This is a genomic window from Streptococcus sanguinis, assembly GCF_050225395.1.
Lineage (GTDB): Bacteria > Bacillota > Bacilli > Lactobacillales > Streptococcaceae > Streptococcus.
The window spans coordinates 896768-920241 of record NZ_CP071431.1 but is presented as its reverse complement, the minus strand read 5'-3'; the positions used below and the strand labels follow the sequence as shown (position 1 = coordinate 920241).

Below are 23474 nucleotides of genomic sequence, written 5' to 3'. Positions count from 1 at the left end.
CTCCTTATTTATACAATTCTTCTAAACACTGCCAAATTTCCTGACTGGGCATGGTCTTGCCAGTCCAAAGCTCAAAGGCTTCTGCTCCCTGATAGAGCAGCATACCAAGTCCATTGACCGCTGTGACATTTTGATTTCTGGCCCATTTGAGAAAGGGCGTTTCAAAAGGTTGGTAGATAACATCCGCAACTAAAATCTGGCAAGGCAGCTCAATCTGTTTAGGTAGGGGCATGCTAATGCCATCCATGCCTAAACTAGTCCCATTTACCAGAAGGTCTGATTGGTTGATTTTATCCTGCAAGCTATCCACATCTTCCAAGGTTAGTACCTGGATACAACTCTTGGTTTGGTGGCTGATAGCTGCTATCTTTCTGACAGTCTTCTCATAGGAGGCTTGCCGAGTAAAGACGAAAATTTCCTCTGCTTGGTCCAAAGCTGCTTGAGCAATAATAGCTGTCGCAGCTCCACCTGCTCCCAAAATCGTCATTTTTTTGCCCCGAATAGCAAAAGAAGGCAAGCTCTTAAAAAATCCCTTGCCATCTGTGTTATAACCAACTAAAATACCATTTTTATTCACAACGGTATTGACTGCTCCAATAAGACGGGCACTGACATCCAGCTCGTCCAGATAAGGTATCACTTCCTGCTTGTAGGGCATGGAAAGATTGACACCAAACATATCGAATCTGCGGATATTTTCTATACTGGCCTGCAGATCCTTTACTTCTACTTCCCAAGCTAGATAGACACCATTGACACCGGTCTTTTCAAAAGCCATATTGTGAATAAGAGGAGAAATACTGTGCTTAATTGGCTTGGCAACCACAGCAGCCATGCGGGTGTGGCCATTAATTCTCATTCAAAATCTCCTGGATTTTCTTCATATTGCTCAGAGAAATCTGACCAGGTGCTGACGCCATCTCCTGACTGGCAAATGACCAACTGGAACCTGTCAAATCAGCCGCAATGCGTGAAATCTTGCCGACTTTTCCCATGGAAATGGTGACAAAATCCTGCTCAGGATTCAAAGTCTTGAAACCGCGAGTATAGTTCATCAAGTCCAGCACATCCTGTTCATTGTGAGCCATGACAGAAACCTTGACTACCTTAGGGGTCAGAGAAGTCAGCTCAGACAGGATTTCCATCATATTTTCAGGCGTTTCCTCGAAGTTATGGTAGCTCAGCACCAGATTAGGAAACTCCAGCATTTCTTCAAATTTCCCCTTGTGAGAGAAATATTCAAAGTCGATATAATCCGGCTGGTAAAAACCGGCCACTTCCTTGATAAGAGCTACGTATTCATCATCGGACAGTTCGATTTCTCCGCCTTCCTGACGGGTCCGCAAGGTGAAAATCAATTCACGTCCGGCAAATTTTTCAAAAATAGCTGGCGCAACATTTAAAATGTCATCCTTGGCCAGAAAATCTGCCCGCCATTCAATAATATCCGCTTCTTCATAGCGAGATATATCAATTTCTTGAGCTTCTTCTATACTCTTGGGCATTACAGAAACGACTAATTTCATTGGTCCACCTTTATTGTAAATACCTTGAGGTAATTACTGCTCCCGTCTTTTTTATTATAGACAAAGTCTGCTGGCAGGCCATACTCCGCAAGATAGCGGTGCTTTCTGCCGGCAAAACCTTTTTCAATTTCTTGTTTAAACTTACTTTTGGAAAGATTAGCTGCATTGGTACTTAAAATCATGATTCCCTGAGGATTGAGGATTTCCAAAGCTTGTGCAACCAAACGATGATAATCTTTAGCAACTGAGAATGTCCGCTTTTTATTTCTAGCAAAGCTGGGCGGATCTATCACAATGACATCAAAGCTTAGATCGTGACGCTTAGCATATTTGAAATAATCAAAGACATCCATCACCTGAAAGCGATGCTGATTCAGTGTCAGACCATTGGCCAGAAAATGAGCTTCAGAAAGCTCACGGCTTCGCTTGGCCAAATCAACTGATACTGTCTGACTGGCACCGCCCATGGCTGCTGCTACTGAAAAAGCAGCTGTATAGGAAAACATATTGAGCAAACTTTTACCAGCAGCCAGACCCTCTACCAGACTAGCCCGTACATCGTGCTGATCCAGAAAGATACCGGTCATGAGACCATCATTCAGAAAAACCTGATAGCGAACACCGTTCTCCAAGACTGTGAAGGTTTCCGGTGCTTCCGCTCCGTAGAGATGAGCCGATTCGTAGTTCAAACCCTTGAAACGAATCTTTTCATAAGCTCCCTGAATCTCTGGGAAAACCTTAGCGAAGGCTGTCAGAATCCGCTCCTTGATAGCAAAGACAAAGTCATTGTACCAAGAAAAGAGCGCAAAGTCATTGTAGAAATCCACCGTGAAGCCACCGAAGCCATCCCCCTCTTGATTAAAGAGTCGAAAAGCTGTCGTGTCAGCTGAATGGAAATAAGTAGAACGTCTGCTCTTAGCCTGCTCAAAGAGGCCTTGAAAAAAATCCGAGTTCAGCTCTACCTTCTTCTGGGAAATCAGCCAGCCTACTCCTTTATTCTGCGGAGAGAGATAGGCTGTGCCTAAAAACTTTCCCTGACGGTTTTGTAGCTCGACACATTGATTTTGAAGCGAAAGAGCGCCAAAATCCTTTTTATCTAATAAAAGGATGCCCTTTCTCAGTTTTTCTTCTGCCTCTTGATTAACAGTAAGCTTATTCATAAATTATATTATACCAAAGATTGTGAAAATTCTCAAAACATATTTTACATTTGAGTTAATAAAAGATTTCACAAACAAGTGCAAAACGACTATAAACCTCTCCATAGAGAGGATAAGGCTTTTATAGAAATATTACAATTTCGCCGATTTAAAATATCTCAAATGCGGCTCAAATTTTCCTTAACTGGAGAAATTATGTTATACTTAGAGGAGAAAATTTTTAGGAAATAAGACAAGGAAGTAACTTTTTGTGAAAAAAACAACCAAGAATTTACTCAATTTCATGAGTACGAGACTAGGTTTTGTCTTGATTTTACTGGTCCTCTATTGGATAAAAACCATGTGGGCCTACACGATTGATTTTAACCTTGATATTCAAGGTGCCTATCAAGTATTTTTAGCTATTATCAATCCTTTCCCTATCAGCCTCTTACTGCTGGGACTGGCACTTTATGTAAAACGAACCAAATTATTCTACAGCCTAGCCTTCGGAATCTATCTGCTTCTCTTTGCTTGGCTGGTATCTAACTCCATTTACTATCGCGAGTTCAGCGACTTTGTTACAGTCAATACCATGCTGGCTTCTAGCAGCGTTTCAGCTGGACTTGGGGAAGCAGCACTTGAGCTCTTCCGCCCTTGGGATATTCTTTATCTGATTGATTTCCCGATTTTGGCCTTCTTATTCTTTAAGAAATATATCCGTATGGATGACCGGCCTTTCAATAAACGCGCCAGCTTTGCTGTGACCTCCCTGTCCGCCATGCTTTTCTCAGCCAACCTTTTCTTGGCTGAAATTGACCGGCCTGAGCTCTTGTCACGTGGATTTTCCAACTATTATGTCGTTCGGGCTCTGGGCTTGCCAGCCTTTCTAGGTTACAGTGCCAACCAGACATATACTGCCAATCGTGAGCGCTCCAAAGCTTCTGAAAAAGACTTGGAACCAGTAACAGAATATATCCAATCCCACTATGCGGAACCAAATCCAGAATATTACGGGATTGCCAAGGGTCGCAATGTCATCTACGTCCATCTGGAAAGCTTCCAGCAGTTCCTGATTGACTATAAGCTGCAGGCAGATGGGAAAGAGTACGAGGTGACACCTTTCCTCAACTCCCTCTACCACTCCAACTCGACTCTGGCATTCTCTAATGTTTTCAACCAGGTCAAGGCTGGTAAGACCTCTGATGCTGAAACCATGATTGAAACTGGGCTCTTCGGTCTTAATCAAGGATCCTTCATGGTCAATTACGGTGGTACCAATACCCAGCAAGCAGCGCCTTTTATTCTTTCCAAAAACGGCGACTATACTTCTGCTGTTTTCCACGGAAATACTGGAAGCTTCTGGAACCGTAATACTGCTTACAAGCAATGGGGTTATAACTATTTCTTCGATGCGTCTTACTTTACCAAGCAGGACGACACCAACTCTTTCCAGTACGGCTTAAATGACAAGATTATGCTGAAAGATTCCATCAAATACCTGGAACACCTGCAGCAGCCTTTCTATGCTAAGTATATCACGGTTTCCAATCACTATCCTTACACGACAAGTCTGATTGGTGACGAAATTGGCTTCCCGCTGGCTAAGACCAAGGATGAAACCATCAACGGCTACTTTGCCACTGCTAACTATCTAGATTCTTCTGTCAAGGCCTTGTTTGACTATCTCAAAGAATCTGGCCTCTATGACAACTCTATTATCGTTCTCTATGGAGACCATTTTGGAATTTCCCAGACCCGCAATCCTAACTTGGCCCCTCTTGTAGGCAAGACTTCTGAAACTTGGTCCAACTACGACAATGCCATGATGCAGCGCGTGCCTTACATGGTCGTAGTTCCTGGCATGGACAAAGGAAAGATAATAGATACATACGGTGGTCAAGTAGATATGCTGCCAACATTGGAGCATTTGCTGGGCATTGACTCTAAGAACTACCTTCAAGTTGGACAAGACCTACTGTCATCTCAGCATCAGCAAATCACAGCTTTCCGATCCAGCAATAACTTTGTCACTCCAAAATACACTAGCTTCAATGGACGGACCTACTACACCCAGACCGGTGAGGAAATTACTAATCCTGACGAAACCATCAAGAAGGAGCTGGATGAGATTCGCAATGCTGCCAATACTCAGCTGAAGATGAGTGACGCTATTCAGACCGGCGACTTGATTCGCTTCTACAAGGGGAATGACTTGGGCAAGGTCAACCCTAAAGATTACTCTTATCTTAATTCAATGAAAGCCTTGTTGGCTATTGAAAAGGAAAAAGGCGACCAATCAACCAGTCTTTACTCCAAGCGAGGCAATGTCTCCACTGTGGACCTATTTAACTCGCCAAGCTATCGGGCACTGCATCCAGAGCAGTTCCAAACTAGCAGCAGCGACGAAGACAGCAGTCAAGAAGACTCAAGCTCTTCCAGCTCTAGTTCCACAGCCAATCCATAGATAGCAAAAGCCTTAAGTCCATTGGACTTAAGGCTTTTCAGGCTCTATAATTTCTGTAGTGGGTAAATATTATGGAGCCTTTTTGAGTGTAGAAAAAAAGTCCCATATGACCTATAATGAAAAGCGACGAAACTATCATTAGACAGACTCTTATGGAACAGTTCAATTTTATCACAAACTTACTGGAAATCAAAGACCCTAACATCACTATCTTGGATGTTCTAGATGCTGGAACTCATAAAGAAATCATCGCTAAGCTGGATTATCCTGCTCCTAAATGCCCTTACTGCCAAGGACAAATGGCTAAATATGACTTCCAGAAAGAATCAAAAATTCCCTATTTAGAGTGTGCGGGATACAAAACGCTGATTCGCTTAAAGAAACGACGTTTCCGCTGTAAAGTCTGTAGGAAAGTAGCTGTCGCAGAGACTTCCTTAGTCAAGAAGAATCACCAAATCGCAGCCATCGTCAAGCAGAAAATCGCTCAAAAACTAATCGAGAAAGTCCCTATGACAGCCATCGCTGAAAGCTTAGCTGTCTCTACTTCCACCGTCATTCGTAAATTGAAAGAATTCAAGTTCAAGACTGACCTTAACTACCTTCCAGAACACATGAGCTGGGATGTGGAAACAGTCAGGGAAGTGACTGTTTCAATCGGCAGATAGAGATGGGCTTCATTGCACAGGATTTTGATTCAAGAAAGATTGTAGCTATCTTAGATGGGCGGACACAAGCAACGATTCGCAATCATTTCCTTCGTTATTCTAGACAGGTGAGAAGCCTAGTAAAAGTCATTACAATGGACATGTTTAACCCCTACTATGATATCGCTAAGAAACTATTTCCTTCTGCTAAAATCGTTCTCGATCGCTTTCACATTGTGCAACATCTCAGCCGTGCTATGAGTCGTGTTCGTGTTCAAATCATGAATCAATTTGATCGAAAATCGCACGAATATAAGTCATTGAAACGCTACTGGAAACTGCTCCAACAAAATAGCCGTAAACTCAGCCATAAACGCTTTTATCGTCCAACTTTTCGGTTGCATTTGACCAACAAAGAGATTCTGGAAAAGCTTCTCTCTTACTCTCAAGAACTACGAGAACATTATGAGCTCTACCAACTCTTACTGTTTCATTTTCAAGAGAAACAAGCTGACCATTTCTTTGGACTCATTGAAGATACCATTTCGTGTGTGAAACCTATCTTTCAAACTGTTTTTAAGACCTTTATGAAAGATGAGGACCAGATCTTGAACGCGCTGGAACTGCCCTACTCAAATGCAAAACTAGAAGCTACTAACAACCTCATCAAGGTCATCAAGCGCAACACTTTCGGCTTTCGGAACTTTGACAATTTTAAAACTAGAATCCTCATCAATTTGAATATCAAAAAGGAGAGGACTGATTTAGTCCTCTCCAGATTATAACTTTTCATCAACCCACTACAGTTGACAAAGAGCCGCTTTTCATGTAGCTAATATCTTATTGAATAACTTCAAAAACAGAAACCGTCAGATTTTCAACATAGAAAGGCTTCTTATGACGGCTATTGCCCACTATGAGATGTAGCTTATCTGCATTAGGCAGATAATAGGGCAGGCCGCTAGCATTAAAAATAACCTGATAATGCTTGTCGTCCTTAATCTCAAAGATAATCAAGCCACTGCCCTGCTCTGCTGATTGGACAAAGACATGCTTGTAAATATCTTCATAAGCCTGATAAGAAAAGGCCTTGTAGCTTGTCTTGAGACGAATGATGTCCTTGATAAAATCAATACTCTCTTGATGGTCCTGCAAAATATCCCAATTCACTTGATTGACTGCATCTGGCGCATTGTAGCTGTTCATAGCCCTTTCGCGATCGCTATGCAGGACTTGGCCGTCTTCCCCCGTAGCTACAAGCTTAGTACGAGAAAATTCCTGTCCAACCTCCATGAATGCCATACCTTGCATGAGGAGATTCATGGCAGTTGCCAGCTCAATCCGCTTGGTGCGAGTCAGAATATCATCATCAGGATGCAGCTCCACAAGCAAATCATGCAGGTTGAAATTGTCGTGAGCCTCCACGTAGTTAAGGACTTGATCAGGACTGAGATAGCTGCCTAGCTCACTGCTGCCAAGGATAGACTTAGCAACGATATCTTCCGTCGCCTGACCACTGACAAAACCAGCCTTGATTCCACCGTAAACCTCGGCTCCTTTGACCGCATCCCTCTCTGTATCATTGAAAAATCCAATCCGCGGCAACTGATAAGCATTGTCCTTCTTGGCCTTGTCTTCTGGCCTCAAGCCCGTTCCCATATCCCAGCCTTCTCCATAGAGCAGGATTCGCGGATCTACCTCATCCATAGCTTGACGAATGGCATTCATCGTTTCTACATCATGAATTCCCATCAGGTCGAAGCGGAAGCCGTCTACATTGAACTCCTCTACCCAGTATAGCAGAGAGTCAATCATAAACTTGCGAAACATTTCGTGCTCGCTGGCCGTCTCACTCCCCACTCCAGTTCCATTTTGGAAAGAGCCGTTAGGATTCATCCGATAGTAATAATCCGGTACCGTAGCTTGGAAAGCAGAATCATAGGTCGAGTAGATGTGATTGTAGACAACATCCAGTGTCACAGAGATTCCCGCATCATGGTAGGCCTGAATCATCGTTTTCAAATCACGGATGGCCTGCGCTGGGTCAGCAGGATTGCTGGAAAAGCTAGTCTCTGGAGCATGATAATTCTGCGGGTCATAGCCCCAGTTGTAGATTAGCTCTCCATTTTCATCATAGTCCTTGTGACGATCAGACACGGGCTGAAGCTGGACAACATTAATGCCTAAATCACTGATATAGTCAAAGCCTGTCTTTTGCCCTAGATGATTGGTAGTACCTTTTTGACAGGCTCCCAAGAAGGTCCCGCGCAGCTGACTATCCACGCCTGAAGTCTCCGACTTGGTCAAATCTCGAATGTGCATCTCATAAATCACTGCTTGATTGGGATTATCCAAGCGCCAAACCGCTTCTTTGCCCTGTCGGACCTGAAAACCAGCTACCTCTGTCTCATCCGCTCCAAGAATCGCTGAGCGTTTGCCATCTGGACTGGTCGCAATGGTATAGGGATCTCGAGTATAAAAATTGCGGTATTCAAAGCTAACATGGTAGTGATAAGTTTTGCCGGTCAAGTCTTCTGCTATTTCAACTGACCAGACACCGATGGTATTTTCCTTATGGTCGTGGGAATATCGGTCACCTTTTTGCATTGGGAAGATTTTATAAACAGGAGCTTGATTGTCAGCCGATTCATAGACTACTAGCTCTACCTTCCTAGCTGTCGGTGCCCAAACTTTGAAAGTATGTGCGCCGTCCGCCTGACGGTGTCCCAACCAGCCTTGATAGCCCCAGCATTCATCAAAATAGTCTGTTCTTAGAGCCATATCAAAGTTATGCGGACGCCGGCGTGAATACTGGTGACTCGTCGTTGCAGCCTGCAGGGAATAATAAACCTGCGTATCTCCCTCAATCAGCCAAATTTCCGTAACCAGATGAGGAGGTAACAGATCAATATGATAGTCACAGGACTGGCTAGACCAGTCTGAACGTTTGATAATCACATGAGCATGATCTAAGGGCTCCCAGGTTTGAAATGATAATTCCCCCTGAATACCAAAATAATCAAGTTTGGAAAAGGCTGCTTCCTTTCCCCATTGGTTTATTTGCCACTGCCACATATCATAGGAGAAATAATCTCCAGTAGGATTGTGGTAATGGACTAAGACTTTATAGTCTAGCATGTTTTTTCATCTCTTATCTAAAATTATTCTATTGAAAGGGCTGTCTGACTGATTTCATCAATATTGGCAAAAAATTCCAAATGTCCGTGCAGCACTTCCAGTTCAACAGGCGTATCGCCGCCGTATTCTCCATCCAAATTCAGCATAAATGGACCTTTTTTATCTAAAACTTCCAGCTGCAGCTTGCTTGTTTTAAGGTATTCTACATTGATATCGCCAACGTGCTGACCGCCATTGATAGCCTGCATCATCAGACTCAGCATGTCAAAGAGATTAGCTGTCTTGACCAAAATCAAGGTAAAATTCCCGTCGTCTAATTTAGTATCTGGCGCTAGCTTTTCAAAACCGCCGATAGAGTTGGTCAGAGCCGCAAACATCAGCGAAATCTTCCCTTCAAAAACACCGTGGTCGTGCTTGATACGGACCTTGCGGAACTTAGAGCGAGGGAGCTTTTTTGCTCCTTCTGCGACATAAGCAAAGTAGCCTAGGCGGGATTTGACCTCGCTAGGTACACTGTAAGTCAGCTCTGTTAGGGTTCCGGCTGCAGCAATATTGATAAAATACTTGTTACCATAGGCCCGGCCAATATCCATTTTAATGGTCTGGTTCTTTTCGATAATGCGGGCTGCCGCTACTGGGTCTCCCATGGGAATCTTCAGAGCACGCGCATAATCGTTGGTTGTGCCAGTTGGAATAAAGGCCAATTTAGGCCGTTCATCCAGATTCGCCACGCCATTAACTACCTCATTGATGGTACCGTCGCCGCCTGCCGCAATAATCAAATCAAATCCTGCTTTTGCTGCTCTTTCAGCTTCTTTTTGAGCAGAAAGAGGCGCTGGAGTGGTTTGGTAGGCGCTGGTTTCATAGCCCACATCCTCCAAAACATCCAGAACTTCCGCTATATTTTTCTTAATAATTTCCTGTCCCGAAGTCGGGTTATAAATCAATCGTGCTCGTTTAATCTTATCCTTCATACTTCAGCCTCATAAGCTATCAAGCCAATCTTCATCCCGAATTTCAATTCCTAACTCCTGAGCCTTGGCTAGCTTGCTGCCGGCATCTTGGCCAGCCACTACCAGATCCGTTTTTTTAGAAACAGATCCAGAAACATTGGCACCCAGACTCTGCAATTTTTCTTTAGCTTGATTGCGTGTCAATTTTTGTAATTTACCAGTCAAGACAACCGTCATACCTGATAGGGCTGCATCAGCCGCTGCCTTTTGTCCCAGATAGTCCAGATTCACACCTGCTTCCTGCAGCTCCGCTAAAAGAATCTGAGAGCCTTCCTGCTCAAAATAGGTATGCAGGCTTTGGGCAATCACAGTTCCAAGACTGTCAATAGCCGCAATCTCTTCTTGGCTGGCCTGAGACAGCTTAGGGATATCATGGAATTTCTCCAGCAAAATCCGACTGGCCTTGCTTCCCACATGGCGAATCCCCAAACCAAACAAGAGGCGTTCGGCCGAGTTCTCCTTGGAAGCTTGAATAGCAGTATACAATTTATTTGCTGATTTTTCCTTAAAGTTTTCTAGTTCTAGTAAATTTTCTACCGTCAGCCGATAGATTCCAGCTACATCCTTGACTAGGTTTTGAGCAAAGAGCTTCTCTACCACTGCTGGACCCAGGCCAGTAATGTTCATGGCATCCCGGCTGGCAAAGTGAATCAAGCCCTCCTTAATCTGGGCTGGACAAAGAGGATTGATGCAGCGCAGAGCGACTTCATCTTCAAAGTGCACTAGGTCACTCTCACAGCTCGGACAGTGACTTGGTACTTCCAGAGGCTCCTCTGAGACACGCTTGGACTCCACTACTCGCAAGACAGCAGGAATAATATCTCCCGCTTTATAGACGATAACGGTGTCTTTCTGACGAATATCCTTCTCCGCAATATAGTCCACATTGTGCAAAGTCGCTCGACTGACAGTTGTTCCTGCTAACTGAACTGGCGTCAGATTGGCTGTCGGAGTCACAACTCCTGTCCGCCCCACTGTCCAGTCCACAGACAGAAGCTGGGCTTCCTTTTCCTCAGCTGGAAATTTATAGGCGATAGCCCACTTAGGTGCCTTGACAGTGAAGCCAAGCTCCTCTTGCACCGCTAAGTCATTAACCTTGATGACAATACCGTCAATCTCATAAGGCAGACTGTCTCGCTCCTGAGCAATCTTTTCGATAAACTCCCAAACTGCTTCGATAGAATCCGCCAGAATATGAGTAGGATTGACTGAGAAGTCCAAAGCTGCCAACTTGTTTAAGACTTCTTCTTGGCTGCCAACCTGAGTCGGACTGGCTTCTTGGTAGAGGAAGGTTGCTAGATTGCGCTTGGCCACAACTGCTGTGTCGAGCTGCCGCAAGGTTCCTGCTGCCGCATTGCGGGGATTGGCAAACTCAGGCTCACCGTTCTCCTGCCGTAGTTGATTGACCGCATCAAAGGAAGTCTTGGGCATGTAGCATTCTCCACGAACTGTAATGTCCAGCGGTTCTTTCAAGGTCAGTGGAATATCCTTGACCCGCTTGAGATTTTCAGTGATATTTTCACCAACTGAGCCATCCCCCCGAGTCGCTCCTGCTACCAAGATTCCCTTTTCATAGGTCAGAGAAATAGAGAGCCCATCAATCTTGAGCTCACAGAGATAAGAGACTTGTGGAAATTCCTTGCGAATCCTCTGGTCAAAGGCTAGTAATTCTTCACGTGAAAAAGCATCCTGCAAACTAAAGAGAGGATACTGGTGTGGATATTTTTCAAATCCTTCTAAAATCTTCCCTCCCACCCGATGCGTCGGACTGTCAGGCAGGATATCTGTTGGGTACTTTTCTTCTAACTCCGCTAACTCACGATAGAGTCTATCATACTCGCTATCCGATACACTTGGCCTGTCTGCCGTATAATACTCATGGGCATATCGGTTGAGCAATTCTACTAATTCTGACATTCTTTCTTTCATACTTCTATTTTATCACAAATACACAAAATCTTCCTCTATTTGTTCCCAATTTTTCCTAAAAAACAAGAGGATATAAAAAGAGCGGAAATTCCGCTCTCTGCTGTCTTATTTTGCCAAATCAATACTTTTTGTAATCTGGTTAATAAGGATAGCTCCAACAATCAAAGAAGCAAATTCTCCAATGGCTGTTGTAAACCAAGTCAGGAGGAATGGCAGGCCTTGCAAGAAGTGTAATTCTGCAGCAATGGTCACCATCGAAATAGAAAAGAATACTGCAAAATAGAAATGATCCAAGCGAATCAAGCCTTTAATCAGATATTGATTCTTATAACGACCAAAAAGGTAGACACCCAGTGACAGGAAGACCAAAGTGGACCCACCGCCAACAAAGACATCGACGATTCCAAAACTGTAGAGATTGGCAATCATACAGCCAATGGTCACGCCCATGATATACTTCCGATTATAAAAGGCCATAAAGTTCATCATCTCAGAAATTCTGAACTGGTAAGCACCATAGCTAATAGCATTTAAAGGGGGCGTAATCGTAAGAGCTACATAAATGGCAGCAACAATGGCAATCTGAGCCAAATCACGAACTCTCAGTTTTTCTTGTTTCATGTTTTCTCCTTTAGCGGCTTTACCGCGTGTAATATGCTTGGCGAAAGAAGCTAAGCGCCAAGGGTTGCGTCACATGAGAGGAGCATCATTAGATGATTCCCCCACAGATTTGGCAACCCAACTAGTATAGCATAAATCCTAGAAATATGATAGACTATCTTTATGAAAACTTTAATCAAAAAATTCTTTGACAATGAGGTTCTGTCCTATCTTTTCTTTGGTGTGGCAACAACTGTCGTATCCGTTGTCAGTCGGATGCTCTGCTATGAATTGACGGGAAATGAACTACTGGCTACAATCATCGGTGATGTTTTGGGGATCCTTTTTGCCTTTGTAACCAACGATACTATCGTTTTCAAGCAAGCAAGGAGTGGCTGGCCTTCTAGACTTATCAAATTTTTCACTGCACGTTTGGCTACTATGGGCTTAAATTTACTATTGACTTTTATCTTTGTCACTAGCTTCCCACAGATCATAGGCCAGTTTGTCAATAACAATATCAAAATGGTCAATACCATCGAAACTTTCATTGCTCAAGTACTGATCATCGTTCTCAACTATGTCTTTAGTAAGGTTTTTGTCTTTAAAAACAAGGAGAAATAACAACGAATCAGCCTATTTCACCCTATAAAAGCAAATCTGGACCAGATAATTCTGATCCAGATTTTTTTAGTCTCAGATTTCCAAGCTTGGATTATCAAGCGTCAGATGGGTGATTTCACCTTTGACACCAAAATAGTCCTCAATCAGAGTCTGGAGTTCTGTCATGGCTGCTTGAGCACGCACTGCCTGCTCTTCGTTGATGGCCTCGATGACCAAGATGGCATCCTTGGTTTCCTCAGTCAGCATGGTCCGCTGGGCTTCTCGCCAATTAAGGCAACGGCAGACAGCTCCCTCTTCATCATAGTAGATAATTTCTTCCGGCAGTGCCGGTGCGTCACTCTCAGCACCCAATGGGAAAAAGGCTTCCCCACCCTTGGCTTTTCCTAAATAAAGACCTCCGACAATCTTATCCAAATCCTCACCGCCACATGGAACCGCATAAGACAGCGAGACACTGTTGTAGATATCAACCAAAGGATTGATTGGATGAAATTCACGCCCCTGACTGACCCGCTTGAGCAGAGCTTCGATAGAGGATCGTGCTCCTTTCTTGGTCTTGAATTTGCTGAAAGCCTGCCGCCACTCCTGAATGACTTCATTTTGAGTGAAGTTCTCGTCTGGGATAAAGTCATCAGCTCGCTTCGCTCCCTTATCCAGCAGGGATTTGAAATATGGATCCTTACTTTCATCCACACTATTATCCAGCCCCTTTACCACTAAAACACTAATCTGCCCTTCCGGAAATACTTGCCAAAATTCATTTTCAACTGTAACTTTCATGATCTACCTCTTCAATCTTAATAGTTTCTTTTTTGTCCTTTTTTGACTGCTTCCCAGTCACCTGTGATGTTTTCACGCACTCGGACCAGCATTTCCTCCAAGGCTTGAACTTCTGCCTGAGAAAAGCCCTGCAGGGATGTCTCTTCAGAATAGTCGTTCTCAGCTAGGATAAAAGGATAAAGTTTTTCCCCTGTTTCCGTCACAAACCATTCCTTGTTCTTCTTGTTGTCTTTGGCTGCCTTCTGCTGGACCAAGCCCTTGGCCTCTAGCTTCTTGACAGAACGGGCAACCGTTGAGCGATCCACCTTGAGCAGCTCCGACAGCTCCTCTTGGATAATTCCTGGGTTCTCCGCGATTCGTACCAGATAAAGATATTGCCCCCGCGCCAAATCTATATCACGGAACTCAATATTAGCAATAGAATCCAAAGCTCGGGCAATAATCCCAATTTCCCGCAATACTGACATATTCCCTCCTTTAATTTTTATTTGAATCTATTATATCACATTTTATTGCAAATGCAATAAAATTAACTAAAAAGAAAAAGAGGAAAATCCTCTTTAAATTTGGCAAAAATATCTTTTTCTAGTTTTCTTCCTTATAGTATTTTTGTAATTCTTCCGCTGAATTAATGACATGTTCCTGCCCATCTAATGAATATTTAGCTGGGATAGTCACATCCTCAAATACATTAGTCCCTAGCGGAAAGAAGAGTTCAGCAACTTTCTGAACCAACTTGATATCAGGTTCTTCATTTAAGAAAGCTACACGAGAATCATAGCCTTGCAAAATCTTGTGCAATTCGGGATAATCTTGACCAAGGACTGTTTTTTTAAGATTTTTGCGAGGATACGTATCATTTAAACCAACACTGGTCATAGATACGCTTACTCCTTTCTTAGCGAGGTTATCATAAAAGCTTGTATTGGAAACAAAATTATTTTTAGTAGATAACTTATCGGTTTTCACTTTATCAGCTGGAAGAATCTTTCCCTCATCCAAATCAATGAAGTAAACTTTATAATCCTCATCGTTTTCAGAATATTTGGGATGAAGAATAATCCTAACGTACTTCTTCTCACTAGTCGCACCTCTCCCCATTCCTATTGAGTCTATTTCAGAAGGAACAAGATTATCATCAAAAGAACGCACCATCTTAAAAATATCAAATTCTTTTCTTTCTAGTTTTTCTCCCACTAGTTTATAAACAGCTAACCTCCAATATTCTCCTTTTTCTGGTACATTCCGATTAAAATCATATAGGCCTTGCTCTGGATTGTTCTTCAGCTTCATATAGTTATTTACAAAATAGCCATAATTAAATGCCCTTACACTAGTAAACTTACTTGTTTCTGACTTAACTGTTGCCATTTTCTGCATTTCTTCCGAGTCTACGAGCTCCCAATTATAAAACAAAGCTTTTTTTCCTTCAAAAAATTTATAATTCGGTCTATACTCAGGCACATAGTAGGTATATTGACCATAATTTTCTTGAAATTTTGCCTTTTGACAATTATCCCAGATATAATAGCCTACAAATCCTAGAATCAAGACTAGAGCAACCACAATACTCTTCCATTTAGTTAGTTTTTTACTTTTCATACCTATTTATCCTTTTCCACTCTAAAACAACATCAGTCCTCTTCTTCATCCTGCTCTTTCTTCTTGAAAGTAAAGCGTCCAGTGCTTTCAACTTGAAACCCTGACTCACAGCAGCTCTGGATACTGGCATTGAGTACTGCACCAACAATCAAAATTTTAGCAATTATGATAAACCAAAACATCATCACAACCATAATGATGGAGCTGAAAAAGCGAACATCAACTAGGTGATTTAAATAATTATCCATGTATACAGAAAAGATATTCAGCAAAGCCAGAATGGTCAGGAGCACAAAGGCGCTTCCGGGCAGAACAAAGCGTTTTTTGTTGATTTTCACATTAGGCAGGAAATAATAGAGCATAACCAAAACCGCGAAGAGTAAGGCGTAAATCAGGGGCTCGGTAAAATTCTGCAAGTGCTGATAGAGCTGGCTATCTATCTTCCAGTAAGTACGGAGGAAATCCAGCGACATATGGCCGAACATGGTCAGAAAGAGAGCCAATGCAAAGAGAATCTGCAGACCTAGACTCACAAAGAGACTCATGATGCGATGAGAAATCAGCCCCCGTCTCTTGGCTACTCCATAGGCTTTATTAAAGGCAATTTGCAGGAAATTCATAGACTTGGAAAAAGTCCAAAGAGCCGACAAGACTGAGAAGCTCAGCAGGCCAGTCGAAGGCTGGGTCAGCACTTCACGCATGATTTTTGCTACAACATCATATAAAGTCTCTGGCAGCATGTCCTTGATGGCTGTCAGAAAATCCGTCACCGGAATGTGAAAATAGGGCAAAATATTCACCACAATCAAGAGCAAAGGAAAAACGGAAATCAGCCAATAATAAGCAACTGCAACGCTGCTCAGCTCACTATCTGACTCTTTATAAAAACGGAAAAATTCTCTTAAAAACTGATTTTCCCGAACCTTACTAAATAATTTCTTCACTCTCTTCTCCTTCAAAAAAAGCTGAGACAAGTGCCCAGCCTTTGATTTCTAATAAGTCCCTTCTTCTCCCTGGCTGGTCAGAATGACAGGTCCATCTTTTGTAATGACAAACTGATGCTCATACTGGCAAGACAAGCCGCCATCCAGCGTTTTATGTGCCCAGCCGGTCTCAAAGTCCGTATCAATTTCCCAGGTACCTGTATTGATCATGGGCTCGATAGTCAGAACCATTCCCTCACGCAAGCGCAAGCCGCGTCCTGCTCGACCGTAATGCGGCACCATAGGCTCCTCATGCATGGTTGGGCCAACGCCGTGCCCTACCAAATCCCGCACAACGCCATAGCCATGATTTTCAGCATATTCCTGAATAGCTGCACCAATGTCGCCGATACGATTGCCGACCTTAGCTGCCGCAATTCCACGGTAGAGACATTCCTTGGTCACGTCCAGCAGCTGCTGAGCTTCTGGGCTAATTTTCCCTACTGCATAGGTCCAGCAAGAATCTGCCACACCGCCCCGGAAGCTCTCTGTGTGTTGCTTCATCTGTTCCACATTGTCAAAATCTAGCTTGGACACATCCAGCTCTGCCTTATCGATCAAGCCAACCACCATATCAACGCTGATGACATCACCTTCTACCAGCTTCTGATGACGGGGAAAGGCATGGGCTACCTCGTCATTAAGAGAGCAGCAGGTCGCATAAGGATAGTCCATGACAGAGCCTTCAACACCAATTTGCAGGGGCAGCGCATTGTCTTCTTTACAACGCTTGCGAACATACTCTTCAATGTCCCACATGTCAATACCTGGCTTAATCAAGTCTCTCAAACCAATATGGACAGAAGCCAGAAAATCTCCACTCTTGTCCATTAAGTCAATTTCACGCTGTGATTTTAAAGTAATCATTCTTTCTCTAAATTCCTCTTCTTAATTAATTTTCACTGTAATCGTCGCTTTGGCAACTAGCATCGCTTCCAGATACATCTCAAAGTCAATAATAGCTGTCCGCCTAGTCTGACGGATAATGCGCGGCTGGATATGCAGCAGGTCATCAATCTGGACCGCCTGAAAGAAATAAATCATCAGTTGATCGATAATCAAGCTGCGGCCGCTGTTGACCATGAGCTGCTGGGCAATCCGAGTCAAAATTTCTGTCAGCACACCGTTGGCCAGCACACCATTTTGCTCCAGCATAAAAGGCTCAACGGTAAAGGAAAACAAATCATCCTGACGACTAATCTTCTGTCCTACCTGCTCACTGAAAGTCGGCAAGCTGGAAATCTGAGAACGGCTCATTTTTTCCATAATATCCCGACGCGTAATTACACCTAGCAAGGTCTGATTGCTACGAACCACTGGTATCATTTCAAAATCTTCTGCAATCATGCGCTGACTGATATTGGCAATATTGGCAGATAGACCAGTCATAAAGACGTTTTTCGTCATGACCTTGTCCAAGGTTGTCAGAGGAGACTTATCCCCTGCATCCCGCATGGTTACTACTCCCACCAGCATCTGCTGTTGGTTGATAACCGGAAACCGGCTGGCGCGATTGCGACGAACTAAGTCTAGATAGTCACGAACAGTATCAGTATCATGCAAGAAGCCGTACTCGTGGCTGGAGCGATAGACCTGCTCCACTGTTAATATATCGGTCTTGATCTGCATATTGGACAGGGCACGATTAATCATGGTTGCGACGGTGTAGGTATCGTGCTTGGTCCTGAGAACCGGTATATTGAGCAAATTAGCCATCTTCAGAACTTCCGAGCTGACTTCAAATCCTCCGGTCACCAGTACCGCATTCTCATTTTCCAGAGCCAAGAGCTGAATTTTCGTCCGGTCTCCGACAATCAGGAGACCGCCCTCTGTCAGATAGCGCAGGATATTCTGCTCCGTCATGGCTCCGATAGAGAATTTATTAAATTCTTTTTCTAGACCATCTTCTCCGGCCAATACTTCTGAGCCTGTAATATCAACGATTTCCTTGTAGGTCAGATGCTCCAAGACAACTTTCTTGGACTTGACCCGAACCGTACCACTCCGAGGCCTAGTCTCAACAATACCGCGGTTCTCCGCTTCCTTGATAGCTCGATAGGCCGTCCCATCACTAACTCCCAGATAGTTTGAGATACTGCGGACACTGACCCTCTTGCCGATTGGAAGATTTTCAAGATAGGTTAAAATTTCCTGATGCTTACTCATTAAAATCTCCTCTCTCATAACGGTACTCCAGATAATCTCTCATCTTCCTGGTGTACCGATCGCTCCCTTTAAACTGCCGGTAGAGGCTGAAGCCAGATTTTTGAGCTACCTTTTGACTAGCTAGGTTCTCTGCATGAGTGATAATACTGAGGCGTTTGAAGTCAAAGCGGGTAAAAGATAGAAAAGCAATTTCTCGAACAATTTCTGTCATCAGCCCTTGACCCCAGTAGTCTTGCCGCAGAAAATAGCCTAACTCAGCTTCTTTCTTGATCTCATCCATCTTTTCAAACTTGACAGAGCCAATCATTTCCTGCGTTTCCTTGTGACAAATGGCCCAAATCCCCAGAGGATTTTTCATAAAGAAATTGGCAATGATGTATTCACTTTCCTCTAGGCTTGCTTCTGTCGGAAAGATGAACTGAGTATTTTCCGGATTGGACGCAATCTTATATAGGGCCCCTGCATCTTCAAAGACAATGGGCCGCAAAAAAGCATGCTCCGTCTCAATAAATGAACAGGATGCTAAATGTGTCCATAAATTCATCTGCTACCTCTACAAAAAATAAGCGAAAAACGCTTATTCTTCTATCAACTGGATATCTGCACCCAGACTTGTTAATTTTTCAATAATATTAGAATAGCCACGCAGGATAAACTCGATATTAGTAATCTCTGTCTTTCCTTGAGCCATCAAACCTGCAATAACCAAGGCAGCTCCTGCTCGCAAATCGGTCGCCTTGACCTGAGCTCCCTGCAGTTGATTTGGCCCCTCATAGACAATCTGATCACTACTGGTCGAAATCTTGCCTGCCATCTTAGCCAGCTCCGCCACATGGTTAACCCGCTTCTCATAGATGGTGTCCGTAATCTTACCGTGGCCATTAGCCGTCAGCAAGAGCGGAGTGATGGGCTGTTGTAGGTCAGTTGCAAAGCCTGGATAAGGAGAAGTCTTAATGTTTATAGCTCGCAGATTTTGCTGCTCTTCGACAAAAATGCTGTCTTCAGAAACCGTCATCCGAACACCCATTTCCTCAAGCTTGGCAATAAAACTCTCCAAATGCTCATAAAGGACATTATTAATCTGAATTCCCTGACCAATAGCTGCAGCAAGGGCGATATAAGTTCCTGCCTCGATACGGTCAGGAATAACTTGATGACGAGTTCCATGGAGGTGAGGAACTCCCTCAATCGTGATAATATCAGTTCCTGCTCCGCGGATATGTGCTCCCATATTATTTAAGAGAGTTGCCACATCGATGATTTCAGGCTCCCGCGCTGCATTTTCAATAATAGTCCGACCTTTTGCTTTGACAGCAGCCAACATCGTGTTGATGGTAGCACCCACGCTGACCGTATCCATATAAATGCTAGCGCCTTTCAGCTGCTGACCTCCTGTAGATAGGTTCATGTAGTTGCCATCCATGGTCATCTTAGCCCCCATTGCTTCAAAAGCCTTGAGGTGCAAGTCAATAGGACGTGGACCCAAGTCACAACCACCAGGCAGGCCTACCGTCGCTTCACCATAGCGGCCAAGCAAGCTACCATAGAAATAATAGGAGGCTCTTAGACTGTTGATTTTTCCATAAGGCATAGGGACGTTTTGGATACCACGCGGATCAATTGTCAGACTGTCCTCAGAGCGAGTAACACTAGCTCCCATGGCAATCATAATATCAATCAGGCTATCCACGTCCGAAATATCCGGAACGCCATCCAACGTTACAATATCATCTGCCAGAATCACAGCCGGAATCAAGGCAACGACACTGTTTTTAGCACCATTAATAGTCACCTCTCCTTTTAAGGGGCGACCACCATGTATTACAATTTTTTTCATGTTTAAATTAAAGCTCTTTCAAGGTATTGCCATTTATTATACCACAGATTCGGGAAATTTCCTATACTTTTAGATAAATAAGACAATTGAAATTAAAATGAAACAGGGAAAATAGTTTTTTCAATAATTTTTCAGAAAAAACAGCATTGCAAAAAATGAAAGAAGCACAAGGTTAGACTGCTTGCCTTTTTAAAGTTGCCTGTATAGAAATGACTTTTTCTTTAGAAAATAGAAAAGTTCCCAATCATGACGATTGAGAACTGTCTTCTTACCACACTGCTGCTTTCAAAGCGTCCACCCTATCCAACTTTTCCCAAGGCAGGTCAATGTCTGTCCTACCCATGTGGCCATAAGCTGCCGTCTGACGATAGATCGGACGTTTCAGATCCAGCATTTGAATGATACCGGCTGGACGCAGATCAAAAATCTGACGAACAGCTTCCTGCAATTTGCTTTCTGCAACAGTACCAGTTCCAAAAGTATCAATCCGTACAGAAACCGGCTGAGCCACACCAATGGCATAGGCTAGCTGCACTTCTGCTTTCTTGGCCAGTCCAGCAGCCACGATATTTTTAGCAATGTAGCGAGCTGCGTATGAAGCTGAGCGGTCGACCTTGGTCGCATCCTTACCAGAGAAGGCACCGCCGCCGTGACGAGCATAACCTCCGTAAGTATCCACAATAATCTTGCGGCCAGTCAAGCCAGAGTCCCCTTGCGGACCGCCAATTACAAAACGGCCAGTCGGATTGATGAAGAATTTTGTCTGCTGATCCAAATACTGGGCTGGAATAACTGCTTTAATTACCTTTTCAATCACATCACGATGAATCTCTTCATTGGTCACTTCTGGGTCATGTTGGGTCGAAATAACCACTGTATCCACGCGTACAGGCTGGTCATTTTCATCATACTCAACGGTCACCTGTGACTTAGCATCTGGACGCAGATAGGCAATCTCTCCTGATTTGCGCAACTCTGCCAATCGACGGACTAGCTTGTGACTGAGCGAGATAGGAAGCGGCATGAGCTCTGGCGTTTCATCCACTGCAAAGCCAAACATAAGCCCCTGGTCTCCAGCACCAATCAAGTCCAATGGATCTTGGTCTATATTCCCACGAACCTCCAAAGCTTCATTGACACCCTGAGCAATATCTGGCGACTGCTCTACCAAAGACGGATGCACACCGACTGTCTCGGCTGAAAATCCATACTCTGTATTGGTGTAGCCAATCTCTGCAATGGTATCACGAACCACACGGTTAATATCTACATAAGCTGTGGTCGAAATTTCACCAAAAACATGAACCGAGCCTGTATAAACGGCTGTTTCGGCAGCCACATGGGCATCTGGATCCTGACTCAAGACAGCATCCAAAATAGCATCGGAAATTTGGTCTGCAATCTTATCGGGATGTCCCTCCGATACAGATTCAGACGTGAAAAGTTTACGTTCTGACATAGAAATGTCCCCCCTTAAAAAATATTAAACAAATAAACAAACTCCAAAATAATGAAAATCTTGTCACCTGCGAGTTACGACGCGAAAGAAATAAAAACAATACCTTTTTATTTCTGAAGCTAGTAAGACGCATAGGTTGACCGCAGAATAGCGGCAACCGTAGAATGACGTGCGACTTTTGGAGCCGTCATTGTTTGCGAGTTACAAAGTACTGATAGAAGTTTCCTACCATCTTATCGGGACTATATAACTTCTTCATTATACCACTTTTCGCTAAAAAATTCAGAATTTTTTAAATAGAAAAAGCTATAGCCGAAAACTATAACTTTATTGCAATGACAAACTAAGGGCAGCCTGCTAACAACTCTTCAACTTCCGCCTTACCGATAGCATCACCAGCTTGGTCAAAAAGTTTGATAGCAGCCACAAAGTTGGTTCTTGCTTCTTGGAGATTTCCCAAAGCTTGAGCAATTTCACCTAAGCCTCGGCAAATACATGCATGGTTTACTACATCATCTGACTCCTTAGCATAGATATGCGCCTTTCGCATAAACTCCTGTGCTTGAGTCAATCGGCCTAATTTAAGATTTAGATAGCCTAGCTCATAGAGATTAACTGATTGACGATAATGGTCATCTGGGAAATACTTCGCTAGGAAAGCAGCTTCTTTTTCAATCCACTCTAAAGCTTGACAAAAATCTCCCGCAGATCTAGCAACATAAGCTAGCTGATGATAAGCGATATGCTCATTTTCTCTATCACTTTCTTTCTGAGCCTGAATCAGATAAGCCTCTAAATTTGCAAAAGCGTTCTGATAATCCTGCCTTTCTACAGCTAGATAAGCCCGCAAATTCCAGCGGCTAAAGGAATCTTTTACCAGCTGCTGCTCTAGTTCTTCGGCCTTATTTAACTGTCCTTCAAAGAAATGCTGCCAAGCGACTGCCAATTTCTCATCCATCCGCCGTCTCCTTTTACCTCCAGAACTTCTCGCCTAAACCAAATCGGTCTGAGCGATAGCCTGCTTGACATCATCCAGCGGCAGATGAACTAATTCCACCTCTTTCTCCTTGTAGAGATATTGAGCATAGTCATCTATGCGATATTGGTTGATGTAGACCACCCGTTTGCAGCCGACCTGAAGCAATTGCTTGGTACAGTTGAGGCAGGGAAAATGAGTCACATAAGCCGTAAATCCCTTGGGAACTCCCCGCTCTGCTCCTTGCAAAATGGCATTGACCTCAGCATGCAAGGTCCGTACGCAGTGACCATCAATGACCAAGCATTCATGGTCAATACAGTGCTCAGTCCCTGAAACTGAGCCATTGTAACCAGTTGAAATAACCTTATTATCCTTGACCAATACAGCGCCAACCTTGGCTCGCTTACAGGTTGAGCGATTAGCGATTAAGAGAGCCTGAGCCGCAAAATACTGATCCCAAGCTAAACGATTCTCTGACATAATTTCTCCATTCTACTGATTTTTTATTTACATAAATGTCTGTTTTTTCTATTATATCGCAAATCCCTATTTTTAACTAGCTTTATCATGAAAGCTGTCTTATCAGTA

Annotated in this window: 21 protein-coding genes and 1 riboswitch; of the genes, 3 read left to right on the top strand and 18 right to left on the bottom strand. The window is 43.5% G+C overall.

The features are described 5' to 3' along the window. Positions 1–4: 4 nt before the first annotated feature. Genes J1C81_RS04665 through J1C81_RS04655 form a run of 3 tightly spaced genes read right to left on the bottom strand, consistent with a single transcriptional unit; the run spans position 5 to position 2686 of the window. Complete coding sequence (locus J1C81_RS04665) at positions 5–859, bottom strand: shikimate dehydrogenase (protein WP_002914846.1); 855 nt, start codon at positions 857–859, stop codon at positions 5–7. Then, the gene (aroD, locus tag J1C81_RS04660) at positions 849–1526 is read right to left on the bottom strand and encodes a type I 3-dehydroquinate dehydratase (RefSeq protein WP_002914845.1); all 678 of its coding nucleotides are present in this window, start codon (positions 1524–1526) and stop codon (positions 849–851) included. The genes J1C81_RS04665 and aroD overlap by 11 nt, the downstream gene beginning before the upstream one ends. Beyond that, positions 1523–2686 carry a class I SAM-dependent rRNA methyltransferase gene (locus J1C81_RS04655; RefSeq protein ID WP_002914844.1) on the bottom strand — a complete coding sequence of 388 codons (1164 nt, stop codon included), beginning with the start codon at positions 2684–2686 and terminating at the stop codon, positions 1523–1525. The genes aroD and J1C81_RS04655 overlap by 4 nt, the downstream gene beginning before the upstream one ends. A 250-nt stretch (positions 2687–2936) precedes the next feature. Between J1C81_RS04655 and J1C81_RS04650 the strand changes: the two genes are divergently transcribed. Together J1C81_RS04650 and J1C81_RS04645 are read left to right on the top strand one after the other, a co-directional pair. Beyond that, positions 2937–5132 (top strand): LTA synthase family protein, encoded by a 2196-nt coding sequence (locus J1C81_RS04650; RefSeq protein WP_002914843.1) that lies wholly within the window; start codon positions 2937–2939, stop codon positions 5130–5132. Between the two features lie 152 nt (positions 5133–5284). Further along, a protein-coding gene (locus tag J1C81_RS04645; protein WP_268869250.1) for an ISL3 family transposase occupies positions 5285–6561 on the top strand; the annotation gives its coding sequence in 2 pieces (ribosomal slippage) (positions 5285–5795 and positions 5795–6561; 1278 coding nt in all). A gap of 55 nt (positions 6562–6616) precedes the next feature. Here J1C81_RS04645 and pulA read toward each other — a convergent pair. From pulA to J1C81_RS04625, 4 genes are all read right to left on the bottom strand, one after another. Beyond that, complete coding sequence (gene pulA / locus J1C81_RS04640) at positions 6617–8914, bottom strand: type I pullulanase (protein ID WP_002914840.1); 2298 nt, start codon at positions 8912–8914, stop codon at positions 6617–6619. Between the two features lie 23 nt (positions 8915–8937). Then, positions 8938–9888: a diacylglycerol kinase family lipid kinase gene (locus J1C81_RS04635; RefSeq protein ID WP_002914839.1), complete on the bottom strand. Its 951-nt coding sequence runs from the start codon at positions 9886–9888 to the stop codon at positions 8938–8940. Positions 9889–9897: 9 nt separating this feature from the next. Next, entirely contained in the window at positions 9898–11856 is a 1959-nt protein-coding gene (gene ligA / locus J1C81_RS04630; protein ID WP_002914838.1) for an NAD-dependent DNA ligase LigA, read from the bottom strand. A gap of 105 nt (positions 11857–11961) precedes the next feature. Then, on the bottom strand, positions 11962–12477 hold the full coding sequence (locus J1C81_RS04625) for a QueT transporter family protein (protein WP_002914837.1): 516 nt from the start codon (positions 12475–12477) through the stop codon (positions 11962–11964). Next, a riboswitch (PreQ1 riboswitch) is annotated at positions 12475–12611 on the bottom strand. (Overlaps the previous gene by 3 nt.) A gap of 28 nt (positions 12612–12639) precedes the next feature. Between J1C81_RS04625 and J1C81_RS04620 the strand changes: the two genes are divergently transcribed. Next, a complete protein-coding gene (locus J1C81_RS04620; RefSeq protein ID WP_002914836.1) occupies positions 12640–13080 on the top strand; it encodes a GtrA family protein in 441 nt (146 codons plus the stop codon). A gap of 72 nt (positions 13081–13152) precedes the next feature. Here the strand turns inward: J1C81_RS04620 and J1C81_RS04615 are convergent, their stop codons facing one another. The 11 genes from J1C81_RS04615 to J1C81_RS04565 all read right to left on the bottom strand — a co-directional run bounded on the left by J1C81_RS04615 (position 13153) and on the right by J1C81_RS04565 (position 23366). Next, on the bottom strand, positions 13153–13860 hold the full coding sequence (locus tag J1C81_RS04615; protein ID WP_002914835.1) for a B3/B4 domain-containing protein: 708 nt from the start codon (positions 13858–13860) through the stop codon (positions 13153–13155). A gap of 17 nt (positions 13861–13877) precedes the next feature. Beyond that, the gene (locus J1C81_RS04610) at positions 13878–14327 is read right to left on the bottom strand and encodes a MarR family winged helix-turn-helix transcriptional regulator (RefSeq protein WP_002914834.1); all 450 of its coding nucleotides are present in this window, start codon (positions 14325–14327) and stop codon (positions 13878–13880) included. Positions 14328–14445: 118 nt separating this feature from the next. Continuing rightward, entirely contained in the window at positions 14446–15462 is a 1017-nt protein-coding gene (locus J1C81_RS04605; protein WP_002914833.1) for a hypothetical protein, read from the bottom strand. Between the two features lie 32 nt (positions 15463–15494). After that, entirely contained in the window at positions 15495–16421 is a 927-nt protein-coding gene (locus J1C81_RS04600; protein ID WP_002914832.1) for a YihY/virulence factor BrkB family protein, read from the bottom strand. Positions 16422–16454: 33 nt separating this feature from the next. Further along, entirely contained in the window at positions 16455–17312 is an 858-nt protein-coding gene (locus J1C81_RS04595; protein ID WP_002914831.1) for a methionyl aminopeptidase, read from the bottom strand. A 21-nt stretch (positions 17313–17333) separates the two neighbouring features. Further along, positions 17334–18611 (bottom strand): CBS-HotDog domain-containing transcription factor SpxR, encoded by a 1278-nt coding sequence (gene spxR / locus J1C81_RS04590; RefSeq protein ID WP_032909696.1) that lies wholly within the window; start codon positions 18609–18611, stop codon positions 17334–17336. Beyond that, positions 18604–19155, bottom strand: coding sequence for a GNAT family N-acetyltransferase (locus tag J1C81_RS04585; protein WP_002914829.1), 552 nt, complete (start codon positions 19153–19155; stop codon positions 18604–18606). The genes spxR and J1C81_RS04585 overlap by 8 nt, the downstream gene beginning before the upstream one ends. A 33-nt stretch (positions 19156–19188) precedes the next feature. After that, positions 19189–20448 (bottom strand): UDP-N-acetylglucosamine 1-carboxyvinyltransferase, encoded by a 1260-nt coding sequence (locus J1C81_RS04580; RefSeq protein ID WP_002895048.1) that lies wholly within the window; start codon positions 20446–20448, stop codon positions 19189–19191. Positions 20449–20716: 268 nt separating this feature from the next. Continuing rightward, positions 20717–21907: a methionine adenosyltransferase gene (gene metK, locus J1C81_RS04575; protein ID WP_002914828.1), complete on the bottom strand. Its 1191-nt coding sequence runs from the start codon at positions 21905–21907 to the stop codon at positions 20717–20719. A 343-nt stretch (positions 21908–22250) separates the two neighbouring features. Further along, positions 22251–22865 (bottom strand): tetratricopeptide repeat protein, encoded by a 615-nt coding sequence (locus J1C81_RS04570; protein WP_002914827.1) that lies wholly within the window; start codon positions 22863–22865, stop codon positions 22251–22253. Positions 22866–22898: 33 nt separating this feature from the next. Next, positions 22899–23366 carry a deoxycytidylate deaminase gene (locus tag J1C81_RS04565; protein WP_002914826.1) on the bottom strand — a complete coding sequence of 156 codons (468 nt, stop codon included), beginning with the start codon at positions 23364–23366 and terminating at the stop codon, positions 22899–22901. Positions 23367–23474: the final 108 nt, after the last annotated feature.